Raw genomic sequence first — 21,895 nt, 5'->3', positions numbered from 1 at the left:
AAGGATTATGGAATCTCCAGAGAATAAAGAAAATTGGTTCGTCAGAATCCTGATAGTTGGTTTGTGCTTATTCATCGTGGCGCTGATATCTTTCAACTATTTTTGGATCGAGCCTAAGGGGGCTATTTCTTCTGGTTTAGTGACGCTTCTTCTCATCCTGCTTGTACTGATTCTTTCAGAGAGCTTTGATAATTTTTCGCTAGGAAAGCTTTTTTCCGTCACGAGAGAGGTCAAGAAAAAGGAGCAAGAGGTCGAAAAGCTTGAGAAGGATAAATCGGAACTGTTGAAGCAACTGATCACGATTTCTAGCACTCAAAATCAGACTCAACAGCATACTAATGTTTATGGGGATTATCATGCAGGGAGAGCAACAGTAGAGCGTGCATCTGAACAGGAAGTCCAGGCAAAAGAAACTGATGAGCAAGAGCGTAGAACTAACGACAACGCTCCAGAGTACCGAATCGACTGGCGTAAAATAGAAAAATACGCAATGGATAAGTACATTTCTGGCAAGGGTATCCATCCCTCCAATGTAATACCAGAGGCAAAACTAGTAACTCAGTTTCACGGCATTGATCCAGTCAGTAATTTTCAACCGATTTTTGATGGGTATTACAAGAAAGACGAGAGCGAGGTTTTCGTAGAGTTTCGCCCCAACCGTGGAATGCACATTATGTTTAGGGAACGCCTGTATTTAATGCTCTCTAAGCTGAACCACTACAACAATATCAAAAATGCAGAAGCACACTTGGATCTGGTTTTGATGAATGTGCCTAATGAAGAACCTCGGGGCCGCTCGACAGATCGATTGCTCGATGATTTTGAGCCAGCTATCGCTTCCGGACTTCTGCGGGTAAGCGAAATAGAGATTACTCAAGAAGAGGCTGATGAGTGCAGGCGAGAGGTCTGATTTTCTAACAAGGCCATCAAGCATCGCCGCCCGCGAGGCGGGCGGCTGGACCTCAAAAACCTGGCGGTTTTTTCGGCCGCTTATGGCTGGCGTTAAGTGTAGGTACGTTATTCATGGGTAAGAGAAGGTCTCGAAAGAGAAGGCAGAAATATGATCCAGCGGAATCCCTTCGGCCTATGACCCTGGATTCAGCGTTGGAGCCCCTTGCCCGTGACTTATACGAAAAGGCGTGTTGTGGTTCCAAGAGACTCTTGCCGGATATAAGGTCGAGATCCGAATTCAAAGAGGATCGGGCTCTACAAATAAAATTTTATTCGGCGGCACATGAAGGGATGCGCGCTGCTCAAAATTATATAGTACAACGTGTTGAATCAGATTCAGACTTGACCTTTTCAGAAGAACTTCTTTACCGCAGCATTGCAGATTCAATCGCTTGGCAGCTACTTGGTGAGCAACTATGCCACGCTCGCCGTTTTTTTCTAGGCAATAAGCAGCCAAACTTAAAGCAATCAAACTTTGGCTCGGTTGTTAACGCAGCCAATTCAATAGTAGAAGACAACCCGGATACGATGCCCCTTTTATCTGACTTAACGTCCTTCATTCAAGTCGGTGATATTTTATCGTTCGATCCTCATAAAGGTCTTTCTATTTTTGAAGTAAAAGAAGGAAAGGTAAACCACAAAATCTCCCAGTTTTTAGAATTTTACAGTGAAAGGGGTTGCGATAGAGCACTCCATTATTTCTTATCTCAAGAGGGGCCACATACAGCTAAGCAAATGCAACGAATGATGCGGCAAAGTGGGCGAATGACGCACGTTTCTGAAGTTATGTCCTCTGGGGTAAGTACTGACCCTGATAGCGGTCAAAAGGTTTTTATTCCAGAAGAATTCATCTCAATAAGTGAATGGAATGACGAGCTAAACGCGTTGCTTTCTCGCTCTGAGGATAAAGGTTGGGCATTGGACGTTATTGAAGATTGCTTGTTTGTGGGGTGCTATGCCGACACTCCATTGTATCAGGGTAGTCACATAGCTTTTAATCTATGGTTCGATGAGTGTGGTGGAGATGCCGAAAGTCCTCGGGCGAGCTTGATTGATAGCGTTCGTAGTCCACTAGCATTACCAATATTTTCCCATCACATATCGGTAGCTAATAAGTTCGATTTACTTTTTGGACGCAAACATATTTGCATGGCTGTTTCTGTAGAGAAATTGCTTAAAAAATGCGAAGAAGCCGGCCTGATCGTTAGGGAAGGAACAAATAAAGAAACATCTAGGTTAGAACAAATGGGAGCCAAACCCTATAAGTATAGGGGTAAATCAATTTTTATTGGCGATGGTAGTAAAGACATGGCACTAATGGATGGCATATTCATGAGAATTTTTTTTCATGGCCAAAAACCGGTGTCTACGATCAGGTCGATCTTGTCGGCAAGTCAATCCACTTAACCAGTGGGTGAAGCTGACCGGTGCTACGCTGCGCTCCGCACCGGCAGCTTACCCAAGGCGTTATGCATAGAGGACTATGAGAGCACTCATCGAGATCGTTATTAAAGTTTTTGCCGCGTACTTGGTCTTTAGCACGGTGGGAAACTATGTGCCTCTGGCTTTTGTTCCTGGGGCCTGGAGTGGACCAAATTCACCAAACATTGAATATTTGGCTGCAGGCGTCTTGGTACCTATCGGTATTGGCATTATTTTATGGCTTAGAGCCCCGAAAATTTCCAAGAAAGCTTTTTCTACCGAAACACCAGGGCCGATAATTCCTGAGAGTGGAATTGTAGCCGCAGGAGTGTTTTTGATTGGCGTTTATTGGCTCATCCGCTCGTTTAGTGTTGTGGTGACTCAGTTAAGCGCTCAGGCACCGATAAATTATGGTTGGTGTGTGGTTTTGATTTTGTCTTTCGGCTTGATTCTTGGTAACCACGTATTAGCCAAGATATTCCGAAAACTTCGTACTGCGGGAACCAATACATAGCCAATCGCTTAAGTACGTTCCCGGCCCGAGGGTCGTCCACCGGATGCCCTTGTCAGGGCACTCCTTAGCTTGGCGTTATACAGACTAGGGAGAGTCAGAGTTGGAGTTAGCGAATGTAGTCCCTTGGGGCCGGTCTTTCGCTGAGAGGTGTGAACTACCGTTTTCAGAAAGACGCCACTGAGATGTTGGTGGCGAAGTCTGTATAACCAGTGGCCTTGGCAGACGCACCTCCGCTGTGCAGCCGATACGCCACAAAACCATGCGTTATTTGTATTTCATCCACAGGCCATGGAAGAAATTTTATGTCTGATCATTTCGGTTCTTGCCTGTGTGGCACTGTGAGCTTTGAGGTAACCGGTGACTTTGATAGCTTTTACCTGTGTCATTGTCAGCATTGCCAAAAGGATTCGGGTTCGGCTCATGCGGCAAACCTATTCTCACAGTCAGCTAAATTGGTCTGGCGGTCGGGTGCAGATGCTGTGACTTCCTTTACGCTGCCAGGCACGCGTCATAGCAAAAGCTTTTGTAAGCTCTGCGGTTCAGCACTGCCAGATACTCAGAGCGCAGGCTTGCTCGTCGTACCCGCAGGGTGCCTGGATACTAAACTTTCTATAGCGCCAACAGCGCACATTTTTTCATCCAGTAAAGCTGGTTGGGATGGGAGGTTAGGGGAAGTGCCGGAGTTCGAAGGGCTGCCAGATTGAGCGATCGGCGTGACAGGTGTTCGTGGCCAAACGACGAGCATAACCTGAGGGCAGAAACGTTCTAATAGGTAAGAGTTACGGTTTGAATAAAGCTTGCCATTTCTTGAGGGAAGAAATGGTGCCGAGGAGAGGACTTGAACCTCCACGGGGTTGCCCCCACTAGCACCTGAAGCTAGCGTGTCTACCAATTTCACCACCTCGGCAGGTGATTTGCAGTTGCGCTGTTTGTTCGAGAAGAACGAGCGTTTCTGCCAAGGCTGAAGGGTGCCCCTCAACCGATGGCGCGTACTTTAATAATTCCGTTCTGACCTGTCAAACCTTTTAGTGAAAAAAAGTTTTGACGGTATTTATGCTTATTAATGTCCCCCTTGTCATGCAGGTTTAAGATGCCAACGTTATACTGTATGAGTTGATGAATTTTGCCGCAGTGTTTGCGGCCTGAATAACAAGGACCCGAATGGTTTCCAAGAAAAAAAATATACGGGACCCTCACGCTGATCGTGAGGCCCAGAAATACGATAACCCCATCCAAAGCCGGGAGTTTATCCTCAATCATCTGAAAGAACGTGGCGCCCCAGCCACTCACGAAACCCTGTGTGAAGAATTGGGGCAGGCGTCTGAGGCCGGTGTTGAGGCATTACGCCGCCGTTTGATTGCGATGTGCCGTGATGGGCAGTTGATCTGTAATCGCCGGAACGCGTTTTTGCCGATCGAAGAAGCCGCTTTGGTGACCGGTAAGATCTCGGGACACCGGGATGGTTTTGGCTTTTTGATACCCGATGATGGCAGTTCCGACCTGTTTTTGACTGCGCGTCAGATGCGCCAAGTCTTTCATGGTGACAGAGTTGCTGCGCGAGTTGATCGTGTCGATGACCGTGGCCGCCGTGAAGGTGTGATCGTCGAGGTGCTCGAACACCGTACCGAGCAAACCGTGGGGCGTTTCTTCAAGGAGAGCGGCATTGCCTTTGTCGTTCCTGAAAATGCTCGTATCAATCACGAGATTCTGATTCCGGACGAGAATGTCGGTGCTGCTGTGCACGGTCAGTATGTGGTTGTTGAAATCTTGCGCCAGCCAACCGTGCGCACCCAGCCAACAGGGCGCGTAGTCGAAGTGTTGGGCGAACACATGGCTCCGGGCATGGAAATAGACGTTGCCATTCGCTCTTATGAGATACCGCATGGCTGGTCTGAGGCTGTCGGCGAGCAAGCAGCGGCGATCCCTTCGGAAGTTGAAGAAAAAGACAAGGTAAACCGCGTTGATATTCGAAATATGCGGCTGGTGACCATCGATGATGAGTCCGCCCGTGATTTCGATGATGCGATCTACTGTGAGCCGCGCCCTCGCGGTGGTTACCGCTTGGTCGTGGCGATTGCCGATGTATCTCATTATGTGCGCGCTGGCTCTCCGCTTGATGAAGAAGCGTTCGAGCGTGGCAACTCGGTTTATTTTCCGGATCACGTCGTACCGATGCTGCCGGAGAAGCTGTCCAACGGATTGTGTTCGTTGAATCCGAGTGTTGATCGTTTGTGCATGGTGGCAGACATGACCATCAGTGCAGCGGGCAATATCAGTGGCTATACCTTCTATCAAGCGGTTATGCGCAGTCATGCACGGCTGACTTACAACAAGGTAAGTGCCATGCTGGAGCATCCTGACACCGAGCAGGGTTATCAGCTGAGTGCGCATTACGCAGACTTGTTGCCGCACCTGCATAACTTGTACGAGCTTTACAAGCTTCTTCGCAAGGCGCGTACCGAACGTGGCGCGATCGATTTCGAAACCACTGAAACCAAGGTGGTGTTTGATGCGGAGCGTAAGATCGAAGAGATCGTTCCGGTGCACCGGAACGATGCTCACAAGATCGTAGAAGAGTGCATGCTGTGCGCAAACGTGGCTACGGCCCGTTTCCTGAAAAAGCACAAAATGCCGGCGCTGTATCGGGTGCATGATGGCCCTTCCGAGGAGCGTTTAGGCAAGCTGAGGTTGTTCCTGAGTGAGCTGGGGCTTCAGTTGGGCGGCGGTGATCGGCCAACGTCAGCGGATTACCAGAAGCTGTTGTCTGAGGTGGCCGACCGGTCGGATGCCCATGTGATTCAGATGGTGATGCTGCGGTCGCTGAGTCAGGCGGTTTATAGCCCTGAAGAAAGTGGTCATTTCGGGCTCGGGTTTGCCAGCTACGCGCATTTTACATCGCCCATTCGACGTTACCCGGATTTGATTGTGCACAGGGCTATTAAGTCTTGCATTCATAATCCCGAGGTTCAAAAGGATGTGGTGTCACCCAAGCAGCTTGATGCTGAATTGGCGGCTTACCCCTACGACTATGCCAAGGTTGAACAGTTGGGTGAGCACTGCTCCATGACTGAGCGGCGCGCAGATGACGCAACCCGCGATGTGATGGCCTGGCTCAAGTGTGAATTCCTCAAAGATCACGTAGGCGAGGAATACGCCGGTGTCATTGCGGCGGTTGTGCCCTTTGGTTTCTTCGTGGAGTTGTCCGATATTTATATTGAAGGGCTGGTACATGTATCGACCCTGAATGGCGATTACTTCCATCACGATGCGGCGAAGCACCGAATGATCGGAGAGCGCACGGCTGTGAGCTTCCGCTTGGGTGATGAAGTGCGAGTGAAGGTTGTTCGAGTTGGGCTGGAAGATCGCAAGATCGACCTGGAGCTGACCAGCAAGCCTCAAAAGCGCACCGCCGACCGGGATGCGCTTGATATTGCCAAGAGAGAGCCTCGTAACAAAGGTGACCGAGCCGGCAAGGGCGCTAAGCGTGGGAAGTCTGGAAAACCGGCCAGCGCGAAAGAGCGGCTTGCCAGCGAGGCTGCCCGAGAGGCCGCGAAAAAAGGCTCTAAAGACAAGCCGGCGGCTGCCAGTAAGAAGCGCAAGAGCCGCAAGTAACCAGCAACACAGGAATTAATCGCAAGTGTCTCAGGAATATGTATTTGGCTGGCATGCCGTGGACGCAGTGCTGAAGCGGGAGCCAGAGCGTTTGTTGCGCGTTTGGATCCAAACCGGCCGGCAGGACAAACGTGTGAAATCGGTCACCGAGGCGCTGGATGGCTTGGGTGTGCGCTGGAGTGTTGTGCATCGCCGTGAATTAGACGAGCGAGTGTCTGGTGTGCATCAGGGCGTGGTAGCTAAAGTCTCGGAAAGTCGCGAATGGACCGAGGCAGATTTGCTGGCGCAGCTGGCATCGAGCAACAAGCCGCCGTTCCTGTTGGTGCTGGATGGTGTAACCGATCCTCATAATTTGGGCGCGTGTATGCGCACTGCAGACGCTGTCGGTGTGCAGGCCGTTATCGTGCCGAAAGATAAGTCGGCAAGTTTGACGCCTGTGGCCAGGAAAGTGGCCTGTGGCGCCGCTGAAACTGTACCGTTTGTACGAGTCACCAATCTGGCGCGCTTTCTGCGCGAATTGAAAGATCAGGGTGTTTGGCTCATTGGCACGGCAGGCGAGTCAGATGCCAATTTGTTTCAGGCTGACTTTAAGGGGCCGGTGGCGCTGGTGATGGGAGCGGAAGGTAAGGGGATGCGTCGCCTTACTCGTGAGCACTGTGATCAGTTGGTGAACATTCCGATGCACGGCCATGTTGATAGTCTGAATGTCTCGGTGGCGACGGGCGTGTGTCTTTACGAAGCGCTGCGCCAACGAACCGGTTAATCCTTGCACGATAACCCTTGCGGGCATAGAATACGTCACCCCTTTTAGAAGGGGTGGTTTTGTATTGCCTGGATTCAGGGGATCAGAATCTCGCTTTTGATCAGGCAATTTCATACAAAGCCTTGTCAGCAAAGCAAAAAGAAGCCGGCAGCTTAGCTGTCACCTCCTTGCTTTCCATGCTTTGGAGTGGTTCCGAAAGGAATCATCTGAGCCGAAAGCTGTTTAACCCGTAGGGAGAACTCATGCGTCACTACGAAATCGTATTTATGGTACATCCGGATCAGAGCGAGCAAGTGCCCGCGATGATCGAGCGTTATACCGGCCTCATCACTGAAGATGGCGGTCAGGTACATCGCTTGGAAGATTGGGGCCGTCGTCACCTGGCATACCCGATCAACAAGATTCACAAAGCTCACTACGTGCTGATGAACATTGAATGTTCACAGGCTGCGATGGACGAGCTGACTCATAACTTCCGCTTCAACGACGCCATCATCCGTGAGCTGATTCTGCGTCGCGACGAGGCCGTTACTGATCTGTCTCCGATGAAAGCCGCTGAGTCCCGTGAGGACCGTCGTTCCGGCGGAGAAGATCGTCCACGCCGTTCGGCTGAGGCTGAGTCTGGCGAAAGCCAGAGCACTGAGTCCAAAGGCGAAGAAGAGTAATTCATCGGAGTTAGGAGTTAAGTTATGGCTCGTTTTTTCAGACGTCGTAAATTCTGCCGATTCACGGCAGAAGGTGTTAAAGAGATCGATTACAAGGATCTGGACACCCTGAAAGGCTACATCACTGAAACCGGCAAAATCGTGCCCAGCCGTATCACCGGCACCAAAGCACGTTATCAGCGTCAGCTGGCTACCGCTATCAAGCGTGCCCGCTACCTGGCACTGCTGCCGTATACGGATAGTCACGACCACTAAGCACAGATAGACAGGACCCGGGACCATGCGTGCACTGGCACAGTATGTAATGCGCGGTCCCATGCAGGCCGGCGGAGTTGCAGTAGTTTCTACTATTGTTCCTTTGTTGTTCTGGATAGGCGCAGCAGTTACGGCCCTTGTCATAATGCGACAGGGGATTCGGCAGGGGCTTACTATTGGCCTCTGGGCACTTTTGCCTGCATTGGGTTGGGCCGTTTATGGCCAGAACCCAACCGCACTGTTTGTGTTGCTGCAAACGATGTTGATTGCATCGGTCTTCCGAGCATCGCTGTCTTGGGAAAACGCGCTGTTATCCGGCGCCTTTCTGACAATACTGAGCGGGCTGATGATGCCTGTGATGTATTCGGCACTTTTGAATGAACTCGTTCAGATAGGTGTCGATTTTTACGACCAATACAACGCTGAAGTGGTTCAGTCTCTGGGTAGCGATCTGGAGGGAATCATCCGAAGCGCGATGAGCGCCAGCATCGCGGGCTCGGCTTTCGCCATAGCGATTGCCATGGCCCTGTTGGCGAGATCCTGGCAGGCAGGGTTGGATAACCCCGGTGGTTTCCAGCGAGAATTTCATGCCTTCAGATTGTCGCCAGCCATCGCGGTGGTATGCGCTGTAACCATGGTGTCGGGCTCGTTGTTGGAACTGAATCCGGTACTTGTGGCCTGGGCTGCAGGCATGCCACTACTGGTGGCAGGTTTAGCCTTGGTTCATGGTGTGGTTGGTCGTAAGCAGTGGGGCGGTCAGGCGCTGTTCGCGTTTTACATTGTGTTGGGGCTGTTGGGTCTGAATCTAATGATGCTGTTGTTGGTTCTGGCTTTTGTGGATAGCTGGCTGGATATTCGGGAGCGCATAGCGCCAACCGGACCGGCTGAATAAAGCACGAAGAGGTTAACGAGATGGAAGTTATTCTGCTCGAGAAAGTTGCAAACCTTGGCACTTTGGGCGACAAGGTAAATGTAAAGGCCGGTTACGGTCGTAATTTCCTGCTACCGTACGGCAAGGCTGTACCTGCTACGGAAGCAAACGTAAAGGCGTTCGAAGAGCGTCGCGCTGAGCTGGAAAAAACCGCTGCTGACAAGCTGTCTGCTGCCCAGTCCCGTGCGGAAGCTCTGGAAGGCGGATCCTTCACCATCAGCTCCAAGGCTGGTGACGAAGGTAAGCTGTTCGGCTCTATCGGTGTTCGTGATATTGCAGACGTTGTTTCTGCTGGCGGCACCGAAGTCGAGAAGAGTGAAGTTCGTCTGCCAGAAGGCCCACTGCGGACCACCGGCGAGTACGACATTGAGCTGCAGCTGCACTCTGACGTTGAAGTTACCATCAAGCTGGCGGTTGTTGCCGAGTAATCGGTTAATCTCAGCAGGTAAGTTCAGCGACCGCGGAAGCCTAGGCTTTTAGTGGTCTACAACAAGCCCGAGCCGGAAACGGTTTCGGGCTTGTTTGTTTCTGGTATTCTTGTAGTCCTGTTTTCATTCCTTACGTGTCTGGTGTCTATGGCAACTCCTTCTCCTAAACCTGCATCTCTTGATTCAGAAACCAGTCGTATCAAAGTTCCACCCCATTCGGTGGAAGCAGAACAGGCCGTATTGGGTGGCCTGATGCTGGATAATCGACGTTTCGACGAAATATCAGAAATGATTTCGGCCTCTGATTTCTATCGCCAGGATCACCGTTTGATATTTGGTGCCGTCGAGCGGCTCGCCAGTGAAAGCGAACCTTTGGATGTCGTTACCCTGGCTGAATTTCTCGAGCGGGCCGGAGATATTGAAGACGCGGGCGGCCTTTCTTACCTCGCCGAATTGGCAGAGAAAACCCCCGGTGCTGCTAACATCGCAGCCTATGCGGATATCGTGCGCGAACGCTCTGTTCTGCGCCAACTGGTTGAGGTGTCCGGTAAGATTTCCGATTCTGCCTTTAATCCGCTAGGCCGAAAAAGTAGTGAAATACTGGATGAGGCAGAACGCAGTGTCTTCCAGATAGCTGAGGCGCGCACCAAAGAAGGGTCAGGCCCCAAAGCCATTAACCCGATTTTGGCGACAACGCTTAGCCGCATCGAGGAATTGTTCGAATCGGGTGAGCAAACCACTGGCTTGACGACAGGGTTCCGGGATCTGGATGACCAGACCTCGGGTATGCAGCCCGCAGACTTGATTATTGTTGCTGGTCGTCCATCCATGGGTAAAACCACTTTTGCCATGAATATCGTGGAAAATGCCCTGATCAGTTCGGGTACGCCGATTCTGGTGTTCAGCATGGAGATGCCCGCGGATGCTCTGGCCATGCGTATGCTCTCTTCTCTGGGGCGGATTGACCAGACCAAGGTTCGTGGTGGTAAGCTCGAAGAAGACGACTGGCCGCGCCTGACATCGGCGGTCAGCCTTCTGAAAGATAAGCCTCTGTATATTGATGACACCCCGGGCCTGAGCCCCACAGAAATGCGTTCTCGAGCGCGCCGGATAGCCCGGGAAAACGGCGGTAAAATTGGCTTGATCATGGTCGATTACCTCCAGTTGATGCGGGTGCCCGGAAACACAGAAGGCCGAACTGCGGAAATCTCTGAGATTTCTCGATCTCTGAAAGGCATTGCGAAAGAGCTAAGCTGCCCTGTGGTGGCGCTATCTCAGCTTAACCGGAGTCTTGAGCAGCGCCCCAACAAGCGGCCCGTGAACTCTGACCTTCGGGAATCCGGTGCGATCGAGCAGGACGCCGACGTGATCATGTTTGTGTATCGGGATGAGGTCTATAACGAAGACACTCAGGATAAAGGCATCGCAGAAATTATCATTGGTAAGCAGCGGAACGGTCCGATCGGTACTCTCCGGCTGGCCTTTATTGGTAAGTACACCAAGTTCGAAGACTTGGCCCACGGGGATTACGGCGATTACGGTGGTGACTATTAATGCCGCGCGCAACTGTTGCCAGAATTGATCTGGATGCACTGAAGTTCAACTACCAACTGGCGCGAGCCAAAGCAGGTTCAGCGCAGGCGATGGCGGTGGTCAAAGCTGACGGCTATGGCCATGGCATTCAGGCGGTCGCGCGGGCGCTGGCCAGCGATGCCCGAAAATATGCAGTGGCTTGTCTTGAAGAAGCGCTGGAGATACGTGCCGCTGGTTTACATCAGCCAGTTGTCATGCTGCAGGGGGTGCACCGGCGAGAAGATCTGGAGCTGTGTTTTCAGCAAGGTTTCGAGCCGGTATTGCACAACAGTCAGCAACTGGAGTGGTTAGCCACAAGTCCCGCGCCAGCGTATTGGTTGAAAGTGAATACCGGCATGAATCGGTTAGGCTTCAGGCCTTCGGAGCTGTCTGGCGTCATGGCAACACTTGATGAGAAGGGGCAGCGAGCTGAACTGCAAGGCTTCGTGACTCATTTTGCATGCGCCGACGACACCTCGAGCTCCATGACGCAGGAGCAGACCCGTATATTTGAGCAGGCTACACAGGCTTGGCCGTCGCTGATGCGCAGTGTGGGTAATTCCGCAGCGCATTTTCTGCCTGGGCAGCCGCTTTACGATTGGAGCCGGCCGGGCATCATGCTTTACGGTGGGTCTCCCATAATGGGTAAAACCGGACCTGACTTGGGGCTAAAGCCGGTCATGACGCTTGAGGCGCCTTTGATTACAACGCGAGTCGTCAAACCGGGGGAATCGATAGGCTACGGTTCAGCTTGGGTGGCGGAATCGGAAACGCGAATGGGTATGGTGGCTGTCGGGTATGGCGATGGATATCCGCGCCATGCTGGCACAGGAACGCCTGCGGCCGTTCTAGGGCTGCGCATTGGGCTTCTTGGCCGGGTATCGATGGATATGCTGGCGGTTGACCTGACGGGTGTACCCGAGGCTCAGGAAGGCGACATGGTCGAGCTGTGGGGTAAGACGGTCAGTGTAGACGAAGTGGCTGCCTGTGCTGGTACCATTGGTTACGAGCTACTAACAGGAGTAACGGCTAGGGTGCCCCGGGACTGCTCCTGATTGCCAGTCCCGAGAGGCGATAACCGAGCCTACTGTGCCTCAGGTTCGTGAATGATTTCTTCGATGAATTCCAGGATAGAGGTCAGGCTTTGGTCGTTCAGTTTTTTCAGTACTTTGTGAACCACCATTTTGCTGCCTTTGAGCATGCTGCTAATGCCGACTTTGGCCATGCTCATGGTCATATTGCCGGCATTCAGGCGCCGTAACGGTTCCAGAAAGAAGAAATCAAGGCCGTTCTCGGTCAGGTCTACAATCAGGTTGTACAGCTTTTCGATGGCTTCCTTGTCGGCTTTGCCGCGCGCTTTCAGCTCGCTCACCGTGTACAGAGCTCGGGTGCGAAGTTCGTCAGGGATGGGAGCAACAATATGGCTTTGTTGTTTCAGCATGATCAGTCCTGGTGTTGTATGCTCGTGGTGGCAGCGCAAGGGGTCTGCTGCGAGGAGCGTGGTTCGTACTGACAGTAGGTCAGCGGTTATACAATGCGATGAATGGTGCAGCAAAACCTTCGTTAAGGCCATTGGCCTTAAAGTGGATTAGCCCCTGTCATATCAGCGAAATTCGGAGGTAGTGAATTCCCGTGCATGTATTAGTTGTTCACGATTACGGTCTGTTAGGCCGGGTGCTTCTTGACCGCTTGCGGGCTTCACACCTGCGGGTTAGTCCTCTGCTGATAAGCGATCCTGCGAAGGTGGATTTGCATGCGTTGGCAAGCTGGATTCCGAATGACACGGACTTGATCGTTAACGCACTGTGGTTAGGCGATCCTGAACTGGCTGAAGCTGACCGTGAAGCCGCTCATGAAGCCGCATTCTCACTGCCGTTGGCTCTTGCCGGCCACGCACTGGAGCGCGGTATGGCCATGCTTCAGTTGTCGTCGTGTTATGTGTTTGATGGCCGCAAACAAGATGCTTATATTGCCTCCAATCCCGGCCAGCCAATTAATGAATTGGGACGCTGGCAATGGGAGTGCGAGCAAGCATTACGCAGTCAGTTGCCACGGCATATTATTTTACGGACCGGGTGGAGCCTGGCCCGAATTGCCAAAAAAGTTTACGAAAACAGCGCTAATGCGGAGTCGCTACCCCTACCAGGCCGTTGTCACGGCCAACCCGTGGCCGTGAAGGATCTGGCGCGTGTCATGGCCGCTATCATTATGCAGCTGGATTGTGGCGCAGAAGTCTGGGGGACCTACCAATATGCGGGGGCGGAAGAGATATCCCTTTACGAATTAGGGTTAGCTATCGCCGATATGCCGGGTATACCGGAAGGCATTCGGGTAGTGGATGAAATGCCGGGCTGGGGTTGTCTAGAGCCCGTGAATACAACCATGGTGTGCACTAAAATCCGCAATACCTTTGGCATAAAGCAGTTGCCTTGGCGGCGTTGGTTGGAAGAAGAGTTTTTGACAGCGACAGCCGCGGCAAAGGCCGAAAACGAGCCAGCTCAATAAGCTGGGCTCGTTTAGGATTGCGATGACCGGCAGGCTTGCTTGCTCACTTCGTGCGTCACAGTCTGCAAGGCTTCGACATCGAGAAGTTCAACCTCTCGCCCTTTCGCCCGTAAGATGCCTTGGCTTTGAAAACGTGTAAACACTCGACTGACGGTTTCAACCGCAAGCCCCAGGAAATTGGCAATGTCGTTTCTTGGCATGGGCAGAGTAAAGGTCGTGCCTGACATCCGGCGGCGGCGGAAGCGACTGGAAAGTGAAAGAAGTAACGCTGCGATACGTTCTTCCGCAGTGTTTTTGCTGAGCAGCATAGCCAGCTGGTGACTGCTTTGGATTTCCTTGCTCATCAGCTGATACATATGGTGCTGAAGTTCAGGCAACTTGATGGTGAGCTCTTCAAGCTTATCCATAGGGAACTCACACAGGTTAGTGCGCTCCAGAGCTTTTGCTGTGCAGGCGTATTGGTCGCCGCCCAAACTATCCAGGCCGACAAGCTCGCCCGGCATAAAAAAGCCTGTCACTTGCTCTTCGCCACTTTCCGTAATGATGGACGTTTTGATCGAGCCGCTCTTTACAGCGAAACAGGATTTGATCGGTGCGCTTTGGTCAAAAATGTGTTCGCCGCGATTGTAAATCTTCCCTTGCTGAACAATGTTCTCCAGGCTGTCCAGATCGTTTTCCTCGACCGCAAGAGGCAGGCAAAGATTGCTCAGGCTACACTGATTGCAAGAGGCTTTGAGCGGAGAAACAGAGCGAAGCGGAATTGCCTTAACCATAACCAAAAAACCTGAATGAAATTGTGTAAACAAGCGCTCCGAAGACGACGACTTGTTAAGCGTTCAGCAAGTATACCAAAATAAGATAGCTCTAAAATGAATGTACGAGCTACCGGTATTTGTGCTTAATTCCTAGGATCTAGCGTTTGCGGTCTTTCTGTTTGCGTTCCTGCTCTTGGGCTTCTTTTTGTGCCGCTTCGGCTTCTGCTAAAGCTCGGGCCTCTGCCAGTTCTTTTTCGACCACCGCCGGTGTTTCCAGTGAAATCCGGCCAATGGTGCCAGCCCTGAACTCATTGATGAGCACTTCGGAAACCTTGTGCAGGTCGGGTACACCCCCTCGGCCCAAAAAACGACGCTTTGCGGCAATAGCGTCCATCAACGCCAGCCCGTCTCGTGGGGATTCGTTGAGGCCGTAACGGGACATGGCTAATTCCGGGTAGGCATCTACCAGATAATCCGCCTCGAACATGGCAACGTCTTCAAAATCCAGTACGGCGCTACGAATTGCACCGCTAACCGCAAGACGGTAGCCACACTGCTCGGGTGATAATTTTGGCCAGAGGAAACCGGGCGTGTCGTACAGCAGAACATTGTCCGGGAGTTTGATGGCTTGTTGAGCACGCGTCACCGCAGGTTCGTTACCGGTTTTCGCCGCAGGTCGGCCCGCTAGAGTATTAATTAAGGTGGACTTGCCAACGTTTGGGATACCCAGAATCATCACCCGCAAAGCGCTTTTCTGCCGGTCGTGGTCAGGTGTCATTTCCTCGGCGAGTTTGAGAATGTTCAAAGCTTCCTGGCGCTGATTGTGGGTGAGGGTGATGGCACGCACTCCCCGTTCCTGTTCCAGCCATTCCAGCCATTGTTCCGTAATTTCCGGGTCAGCCAGGTCCCGTTTGTTCAGCACTTTGATTAGAGGCGTGTCGCCACGTAGCGATGGCACCAGCGGGTTTTCGCTGCTGAAGGGGAGTCGGGCGTCAACAACCTCGATGATGAGATCCATCTGGGGCATGACTTTTTTGATCTCCTTTCGGGCCTTGTGCATATGCCCTGGAAACCAGTTAATGGCCATGATGTCTGCTCCGTATGGTGTGGAAAGTCGTCATTATGCAGTGGAATGACTAAATTTTCACATTTCGGAGATGCCGGCGTGGTGCGGGGTACGGGCGGACGGCACAAAAAACTGTACAAAAAGCAGGGGTATCGGGGTGAAATCGTTTGCATGAATGATTTAGGGTAACAGGCACTGAAACGTAAATTGACCGTATTGTGGTGCATCCACCACTCAAATTTGGAGTGTAGTATGAAACTGAAAAAGATTATTGGTTCGGCATTGGTAGCCCTTAGCTTGTCTATGCCGGCAATTGCCCAGCAGGGACAAACGGACCAAGTTGCCCAATTGGCGCAGATGGTGGGTTTGTCGGATGACCAGCAGGCCGAAATTCGCGGCATCATCAGCGAGATGGAAGGCGAGCTGGGTGAACTGCGTCAGGATGCCCAAGGCCTACAGCGTGAGCTTCAAGGTGAAATTAAGGCTGATTATGACGAAGACAACATTCGTTCGCAGGCTGAAAAGTTGGGTGATGTGACCGGTGAAATCGCGGCACTTTCCGCTCTGATGCAAGCCAAGGTCGATGCGGTTTTCACTGAAGAGCAGCGTGACGAGCTTGAGCGCAAGATGCAGGAAATGCAGCAACAGATGCAGCAGCAAATGCAACAGTCTCAGTAATAGTCAGTTACTGACGCTAGTCCAAATAGAATCAAATAAGCCGCCCGAGTAACGCTCCGGCGGCTTATTTAATGGTGAGTCTTATTCCACGTGTTTGACAGGAATCTGCATAGCTTGGGGAGGTTCTGGAACTTCCGGTACCGTCAGCCCCAGATTGTTCTTATCGAACACCCGGTCGGCCCGGTAGCTGGAGCGCACCATCGGCCCTGACGGTACTTCCATGAAGCCTTTCTCTAAACCGATCTCTCGGAACCGGTTGAACTCATCCGGCGTCACGTAGCGCTCTACAGGCAAATGATTCGGGGTAGGACGAAGGTATTGGCCGAGGGTCAGGATATCCACGCCAATAGCGCGCAGGTCATCCATCGTCTCAAGGACTTCTTCCTCGGTTTCACCGAGGCCCAGCATCAGGCTGGTCTTGGTGAGCACGTCGGGCCGATGCTTCTTGGCGTGGGCCAGAACGCTCAGAGTTTTTTCATAACCGGCGCGTGGGTCACGGACACGGCTGGTCAGGCGCTTTACGGTTTCGACGTTCTGGGCGAATACGTCCAGACCGGAATCCACCACCTTTTCAACATCACTCATCACCGCATCGAAATCCGGTGTCAGGGCTTCCACGGCAACTTCCGGTGTGCGCTGTTTGATAGACGACACGCAGGCCGCGTAGTGAGCTGCACCGCCATCTTCCAAGTCGTCCCGGTCTACAGAGGTGAGCACGATGTAGCGCAGGCCCATGAGCTCAACGGACTTGGCGGTATTCTCCGGTTCTTCCGCATCCAGCCAGCCTTTCGGGTTGCCGGTGTCGACGGCGCAGAATTTACAGGCACGGGTGCAAACAGAGCCCATCACCATGATGGTGGCGGTACCGTTGGTCCAGCATTCGCCGATGTTCGGGCAGTGGGATTCTTGGCAAACCGTGCTTAAACGATGCTCTGACACGTTGCGACGTACCGCTTCGAAGCGTTCCCCCCCGGGCATGCGCGCTCTTAGCCATTTTGGCTTGCGCTCCAGAGGTTTGTCTTCCGCATTTGAGACTGTTCGCTTTACGCCGTCTTTGATGGCGGCGAAACCGTGTTCGTTGCGGAATTTAGAACCACTGGAAATGCGGGGTTTTGCGCTGTCGCTCATGGCGTCGGGAGCTCTCGAATTAGAAAAGGTGAGCTCTAAAGGTTAAAGGGCAGGGCGTACAGTTACAAGGTGGATACGGGCAATCACGAGGGTACCGGGCACGACTTTGGTCGTACCCGGTTGATGCAAATCAGGCTTGGGACTTTTCCAGAGCCTGCGCAACGTCGGCAATGATGTCTTCAACATCTTCGATGCCGATGGACAAGCGCACCAGATCTTCGCTCACACCCGCGTTCTTGAGTTCGTCTGCGTCAAGCTGACGGTGGGTGGTCGTGGCTGGGTGGCAAGCGAGCGACTTGGCGTCACCGATGTTGACCAAACGCAGGATCAGATCCAATGCATCGATGAACTTGGCTCCGGAGTCGCGGCCCCCTTTGATTCCGAAGCTCAGAATGCCAGAGGCTTTGCCATCGCAAATCTTCTCGCAGGTTGCCTTGTAGGGGCTGTTTGCCAGACCGGCGTAGTTTACCCACTCGACCGAGGGGTGGTCTTGCAGGAACTGGGCGACTTTCTCAGCGTTCGAGCAGTGGCGTTCCATGCGCAGTGCCAGCGTTTCCATGCCCTGCATGATCAGGAAAGAGTTAAACGGCGACAGAGCGGCTCCGGTGTTACGTAGCGGCACGACACGGCAGCGGCCGATAAAAGCGGCTTCGCCCAACGCTTCGGTGTAGACCACGCCGTGGTAGGACGGATCGGGCTGGTTCATCATCGGGAACTTGTCGGCGTTGCCTTTCCAGTCAAACTTGCCGGAATCCACTACAATGCCCGCGACCGTTGTACCGTGACCACCAATGTACTTAGTCAGTGAGTGAATCACGATGTCGGCACCGTGTTCGAACGGGCGGCACAGAACTGGCGTAGCGACGGTGTTATCCACGATCAGCGGAATGCCGTGCTTGTGGGCAATTTCGGCCCACTTCTGGATGTCTACAACGTTGCCTGCAGGGTTACCAATGGATTCGCAGAACAGGGCGCGAGTCTGGTCATCAATGGCGTTTTCCAGACCTTCGTAATCGTCGTGGGCGACCATCTTGCAGTTGATGCCTTGGTTAGGCAGCGAATGTGCAAACAGGTTGTAGGTGCCGCCGTACAGCTGACCCGTACTAACGATGTTATTGCCAACGCGGCAAATGGTTTGCAGTGCGTAGGTGATAGCTGCCATGCCGGAAGCAACGGCCAGCGCGCCAATGCCGCCTTCCAGGGCGGCCATGCGTTCTTCCAGAACCGCGTTGGTGGGGTTCATGATGCGAGTATAGATGTTGCCTTGAACTTTCAGATCAAACAGGTCAGCGCCGTGTTGGGTATCGTCAAAGGTGTATGACGTGGTCTGGTAAATCGGCGTGGTTGCAGCCCTGGTTGTCGGGTCGCTTTTAAAGCCGGCGTGCAGGGCGAGAGTTGCTGGTTTCATGACAACATTCCTTGCTGATGAGTTGTTGGTTATTGGCTAAGGAGGCCGAGTATGCCACAGGCCGTGATCATCGAATAGGTGGTTGTACTTAAGGTGTTTTGTGGGTGTGTTTCAGGTCATGGCGCCGTATACCAAAGCCCGTAACTCCTGACGTATAGGATAAGACGACGATGGCATCAGTTGTGTCATGAAGATGACCACCAAATCTTCCTCGGGGTCTACGAAAAAACTGGTGCTGGCTAATCCGCCCCAGCCAAATTCACCCTCAGATCCGACGGTATGAGAAGCCGCGACATCCGTTTTTACCGAGAAGCCCAGCCCGAAGCCGCTGCCTTGGTAGGGTGTTTCGCTGAACCCGCCGACAGACAGCGCAGGGAGATCCTGATTCTCGGGCAGATGGTTTCGGCGCATGAACTCCAGTGTTTTGCGCCCGATAATTCTCTGTCCCTGATACTCGCCGCCCTGACACAGCGCCTGAGCGAACTTGTGATAGTCGTCGATGGTGGAGACCAGTCCGCCGCCGCCAGATAGGAAACGCGGTGGCTTCAAAAATTTTGAGCGTTCCGGGTCGTCCTGTAGTTTCATGGTATCGCCGGGCTGATACAGATAGCAGGCCGCAAATCGGTGCTGTTGTTCAGGGCGCACGTAAAAGCCGGTGTCGGTCATCCCCAGTGGCTGGAAAATGTGATCATCAAAATATTCGTTCAACCGTTTGCCGGAAAGTACTTCGACCAAGTATCCAAGAACATCGGTTGATGCTGAGTAATTCCAGGCCGTCCCGGGCGAGAATTCCAGAGGTAGCTCGGCCAGTCTTTCTACCAATTTTTCCAGCGTGAGAATCGGGCTCCCGTCCAGCTTCAGCTGGCGGTACGCAGCATCTACTTCGGTGCGCTCGGTAAAGCCGTAGGTGAGGCCCGAAGTGTGGGTCATCAAATCCCGAATGGTCATCGCTTTGGTGGCCGGTTCAGTTTCAAAGTCTGGGTAACTGCCGCTTTTATAAACTCGCAGATTCCGCCATGAAGGGATGTACTTGTGCACCGGGTCGTTTAGCAGGAATTTGCCTTGTTCATAGAGCTGCATCATGGCAATCGATGTAACCGGTTTGGTCATGGAATAGATGCGGAATAGGGTGTCCCTCTGCATCGGCCGGTTTCGCTCTACATCCATGAAGCCTTGGGCTTGAGACCAGACCACTTTGCCGTGACGGGCCACCAAGCATACCGCGCCGGGTAGCTTGCCGGGTTGGATGTAGCGTTCATCGAAATGGCGTGTGAGTCGCTCGAGAGCGTTGATGGATAAGCCGGACGCGATGTTTTCAGGCATGGCAGCAGATTCCAGAAGGTATAAAAACAAAAAAGCCCGATCCAAGATGGTCGGGCTATACAGAATACTGCGGCCGGCGAGCGGAGTCGATCCGCTATTCGGTGAGGCCCGCCGGTTGTTCGTTATCCGGGAAAACGGTGTCATAACACCAGGTGAATACGAAGGCGTAGATGAGATAGAACACGACAAACGCGATATCAACGATCAAGGCTTCTAATAGCCCGATTTCCATCCACCAGGCAATGATGGGCAGAAACACCAGCATCAAACCGAATTCAAAACCGATTGCGTGTATGACGCGTACCTTCAGAGTTTTTCGGGTGGTGCCTGTGATGCGCTTGAGGCTGTGGTCAAACATTAGGTTGTAGAGGTAGTTCCATACCGTGGCGATGGTCGCTCCAATCGCGGCGAGCACGCTGGTTTGGCCGAGGTCGAAGTCAAAAACGAAAGCGGCGAGAGGTGTAGATATCAGTAGGCCAATAACTTCAAAGGAAAGGGCTTGGCGAATTCTGTCTTTGGTAGTTCTCATAGCAAGGCTGCCATGCAAAGCGGGTCGTCCCGCACGAATCTCCCGGAATGGGTGAGGTCGTCCTCAAAACAGAAAAGGGCCACCGCGTGAACGGTGGCCCTTCGAATACTGGTAGCAAGGGGCGGAGTCGAACCGCCGACCCCAGCATTATGAGTGCTGTGCTCTAACCAACTGAGCTACCTTGCCAAATCGTTTTGGGGATCACCCGAAACGAGGCGCGTATTTTCGGCATTTGGCCTCAAGCTGTCAAGGCTTCTTGGCCAAAAATTCCCGAAAAATTACACGTTGAAGCGGAAGTGGATAACATCGCCGTCCTGAACGATGTATTCCTTGCCTTCCAAGCGCCATTTACCGGCGTCTTTTGCTCCGGCTTCACCGTTGAACTGAATGTAATCGTCATAGCCGATGACTTCGGCTCGAATGAAGCCGCGTTCGAAATCGGTGTGAATAACCGCTGCGCCTTGGGGGGCAGTGGCACCAACGCGAACCGTCCATGCGCGGACTTCTTTCACGCCTGCGGTGAAGTAGGTTTGCAAGTCTAGCAGTGCGTAGCCGGCGCGGATAACGCGGTCCAGTCCCGGCTCTTCCATGCCCATTTCGTCCAGGAACATGGCTTTTTCATCGTCTTCCAGTTCAGAGATTTCGGCCTCGATCTTATTGCAGATGGGGACGACGGCTGCATTTTCAGACGCGGCAATTTCGCGAACGACATCGAGGTGAGGGTTGTTCTCGAAGCCGTCTTCGCTGACGTTGGCGATGTACATGGTTGGCTTGATGGTGAGCAGGCACAGCTCACGAATCAGTGCCAGCTGATCTGCGTCGAGATCCATGCTGCGCACGGGTTTGCCTTCGTTCAGGACGGGCAGCAGCTGCTCAAACATCTCGAGCTGGGCTTTGGCGTCTTTGTCGCCGCTCTTGGCAACACGCTGTACGCGTTTGATCGCCTTCTCAACAGTGTCGAGGTCGGCAAGGGCGAGTTCGGTGTTGATGATCTCGATGTCGGAAGCCGGGTCAACTTTGTTGGCAACGTGGATGACGTTGCTGTCTTCAAAGCAGCGAACAACGTGTGCAATGGCGTCGGTCTGGCGGATGTTCGCCAAGAATTGGTTGCCAAGGCCTTCGCCTTTGGACGCACCAGCAACCAGACCGGCGATGTCCACGAACTCCATGGTGGTGGGTACCACGCGCTCGGGTTTGACGATCTCAGCCAGTTTCGTCAAGCGCGGGTCGGGCATAGCGACTACGCCAGCGTTCGGCTCGATGGTGCAGAACGGGAAGTTCTCGGCGCCGATGCCGGCTTTGGTGAGAGCGTTGAACAAGGTTGATTTGCCGACGTTTGGTAGGCCGACAATGCCGCAGTTAAATCCCATGGAATGCCTCTGCTGGAACT

The 21,895-nt window shown here is 52.8% G+C and carries 22 protein-coding genes and 2 tRNA genes; 14 read left to right on the top strand and 10 right to left on the bottom strand.

The genetic code is table 11. From position 1 onward, the window contains the following. The first annotated feature begins 7 nt into the window (after positions 1-7). The 4 genes from K5L82_RS09435 to K5L82_RS09420 all read left to right on the top strand — a co-directional run bounded on the left by K5L82_RS09435 (position 8) and on the right by K5L82_RS09420 (position 3,591). Complete coding sequence (locus K5L82_RS09435; protein ID WP_223133920.1) at positions 8-910, top strand: hypothetical protein; 903 nt, start codon at positions 8-10, stop codon at positions 908-910. A gap of 176 nt (positions 911-1,086) precedes the next feature. Next, the gene (locus K5L82_RS09430) at positions 1,087-2,358 is read left to right on the top strand and encodes a hypothetical protein (protein ID WP_223133919.1); all 1,272 of its coding nucleotides are present in this window, start codon (positions 1,087-1,089) and stop codon (positions 2,356-2,358) included. 76 nt (positions 2,359-2,434) lie between these two features. After that, on the top strand, positions 2,435-2,887 hold the full coding sequence (locus tag K5L82_RS09425) for a hypothetical protein (RefSeq protein WP_223133918.1): 453 nt from the start codon (positions 2,435-2,437) through the stop codon (positions 2,885-2,887). A 302-nt stretch (positions 2,888-3,189) separates the two neighbouring features. Beyond that, complete coding sequence (locus K5L82_RS09420) at positions 3,190-3,591, top strand: GFA family protein (RefSeq protein ID WP_223133917.1); 402 nt, start codon at positions 3,190-3,192, stop codon at positions 3,589-3,591. Positions 3,592-3,707: 116 nt separating this feature from the next. Here K5L82_RS09420 and K5L82_RS09415 read toward each other — a convergent pair. Then, positions 3,708-3,794, bottom strand: a tRNA-Leu gene (locus K5L82_RS09415). Positions 3,795-4,048: 254 nt separating this feature from the next. Here K5L82_RS09415 and rnr point away from each other — a divergent pair. From rnr to alr, 8 genes are all read left to right on the top strand, one after another. Beyond that, entirely contained in the window at positions 4,049-6,499 is a 2,451-nt protein-coding gene (gene rnr / locus K5L82_RS09410) for a ribonuclease R (RefSeq protein ID WP_223133916.1), read from the top strand. 25 nt (positions 6,500-6,524) lie between these two features. After that, positions 6,525-7,262 (top strand): 23S rRNA (guanosine(2251)-2'-O)-methyltransferase RlmB, encoded by a 738-nt coding sequence (gene rlmB, locus K5L82_RS09405; protein ID WP_223133915.1) that lies wholly within the window; start codon positions 6,525-6,527, stop codon positions 7,260-7,262. A 242-nt stretch (positions 7,263-7,504) separates the two neighbouring features. Next, entirely contained in the window at positions 7,505-7,927 is a 423-nt protein-coding gene (gene rpsF, locus K5L82_RS09400; protein WP_223133914.1) for a 30S ribosomal protein S6, read from the top strand. A gap of 24 nt (positions 7,928-7,951) precedes the next feature. Further along, on the top strand, positions 7,952-8,182 hold the full coding sequence (gene rpsR / locus K5L82_RS09395) for a 30S ribosomal protein S18 (protein ID WP_008937282.1): 231 nt from the start codon (positions 7,952-7,954) through the stop codon (positions 8,180-8,182). 25 nt (positions 8,183-8,207) lie between these two features. Beyond that, complete coding sequence (locus tag K5L82_RS09390; protein ID WP_223133913.1) at positions 8,208-9,074, top strand: hypothetical protein; 867 nt, start codon at positions 8,208-8,210, stop codon at positions 9,072-9,074. A 20-nt stretch (positions 9,075-9,094) separates the two neighbouring features. After that, on the top strand, positions 9,095-9,541 hold the full coding sequence (gene rplI / locus K5L82_RS09385; protein ID WP_133006345.1) for a 50S ribosomal protein L9: 447 nt from the start codon (positions 9,095-9,097) through the stop codon (positions 9,539-9,541). Positions 9,542-9,688: 147 nt separating this feature from the next. Beyond that, on the top strand, positions 9,689-11,095 hold the full coding sequence (dnaB, locus tag K5L82_RS09380) for a replicative DNA helicase (RefSeq protein ID WP_133007610.1): 1,407 nt from the start codon (positions 9,689-9,691) through the stop codon (positions 11,093-11,095). Next, positions 11,095-12,168: an alanine racemase gene (gene alr, locus K5L82_RS09375; protein WP_223133912.1), complete on the top strand. Its 1,074-nt coding sequence runs from the start codon at positions 11,095-11,097 to the stop codon at positions 12,166-12,168. The genes dnaB and alr overlap by 1 nt, the downstream gene beginning before the upstream one ends. A 29-nt stretch (positions 12,169-12,197) precedes the next feature. On the opposite strand, the gene K5L82_RS09370 is transcribed toward alr, so the two are convergent. Further along, complete coding sequence (locus K5L82_RS09370; protein WP_133006343.1) at positions 12,198-12,554, bottom strand: hypothetical protein; 357 nt, start codon at positions 12,552-12,554, stop codon at positions 12,198-12,200. A gap of 191 nt (positions 12,555-12,745) precedes the next feature. Here K5L82_RS09370 and K5L82_RS09365 point away from each other — a divergent pair, with 191 nt between their 5' ends. Beyond that, on the top strand, positions 12,746-13,618 hold the full coding sequence (locus tag K5L82_RS09365; protein ID WP_223133911.1) for an SDR family oxidoreductase: 873 nt from the start codon (positions 12,746-12,748) through the stop codon (positions 13,616-13,618). 11 nt (positions 13,619-13,629) lie between these two features. Here the strand turns inward: K5L82_RS09365 and fnr are convergent, their stop codons facing one another. Together fnr and ylqF are read right to left on the bottom strand one after the other, a co-directional pair. Continuing rightward, on the bottom strand, positions 13,630-14,391 hold the full coding sequence (gene fnr / locus K5L82_RS09360; protein ID WP_133006341.1) for a fumarate/nitrate reduction transcriptional regulator Fnr: 762 nt from the start codon (positions 14,389-14,391) through the stop codon (positions 13,630-13,632). A gap of 139 nt (positions 14,392-14,530) precedes the next feature. Continuing rightward, positions 14,531-15,460 carry a ribosome biogenesis GTPase YlqF gene (gene ylqF, locus K5L82_RS09355; RefSeq protein WP_223133910.1) on the bottom strand — a complete coding sequence of 310 codons (930 nt, stop codon included), beginning with the start codon at positions 15,458-15,460 and terminating at the stop codon, positions 14,531-14,533. 231 nt (positions 15,461-15,691) lie between these two features. On the opposite strand from ylqF, the gene K5L82_RS09350 reads away from it, so the two are divergent. Next, complete coding sequence (locus K5L82_RS09350) at positions 15,692-16,117, top strand: Spy/CpxP family protein refolding chaperone (RefSeq protein ID WP_133006339.1); 426 nt, start codon at positions 15,692-15,694, stop codon at positions 16,115-16,117. Positions 16,118-16,198: 81 nt separating this feature from the next. On the opposite strand, the gene lipA is transcribed toward K5L82_RS09350, so the two are convergent. From lipA to ychF, 6 genes are all read right to left on the bottom strand, one after another. Beyond that, on the bottom strand, positions 16,199-17,245 hold the full coding sequence (gene lipA / locus K5L82_RS09345; protein ID WP_133006338.1) for a lipoyl synthase: 1,047 nt from the start codon (positions 17,243-17,245) through the stop codon (positions 16,199-16,201). A 130-nt stretch (positions 17,246-17,375) separates the two neighbouring features. Next, a complete protein-coding gene (locus K5L82_RS09340) occupies positions 17,376-18,653 on the bottom strand; it encodes an O-acetylhomoserine aminocarboxypropyltransferase/cysteine synthase family protein (RefSeq protein WP_223133909.1) in 1,278 nt (425 codons plus the stop codon). 111 nt (positions 18,654-18,764) lie between these two features. After that, entirely contained in the window at positions 18,765-19,976 is a 1,212-nt protein-coding gene (locus K5L82_RS09335; protein WP_223133908.1) for a serine hydrolase domain-containing protein, read from the bottom strand. A 94-nt stretch (positions 19,977-20,070) separates the two neighbouring features. Further along, complete coding sequence (locus tag K5L82_RS09330; protein WP_133006335.1) at positions 20,071-20,505, bottom strand: PACE efflux transporter; 435 nt, start codon at positions 20,503-20,505, stop codon at positions 20,071-20,073. 109 nt (positions 20,506-20,614) lie between these two features. Further along, positions 20,615-20,691 (bottom strand) — tRNA-Met (locus K5L82_RS09325). Between the two features lie 92 nt (positions 20,692-20,783). Continuing rightward, positions 20,784-21,875 (bottom strand): redox-regulated ATPase YchF, encoded by a 1,092-nt coding sequence (gene ychF / locus K5L82_RS09320; protein WP_223133907.1) that lies wholly within the window; start codon positions 21,873-21,875, stop codon positions 20,784-20,786. Between the last annotated feature and the right edge of the window lie 20 nt (positions 21,876-21,895).

The organism is Marinobacter sp. AL4B (assembly GCF_019916045.1).
GTDB lineage: Bacteria > Pseudomonadota > Gammaproteobacteria > Pseudomonadales > Oleiphilaceae > Marinobacter.
The sequence above is the reverse complement of the archived record's forward strand: the minus strand, read 5'-3'. Positions and strand labels throughout refer to the sequence as shown.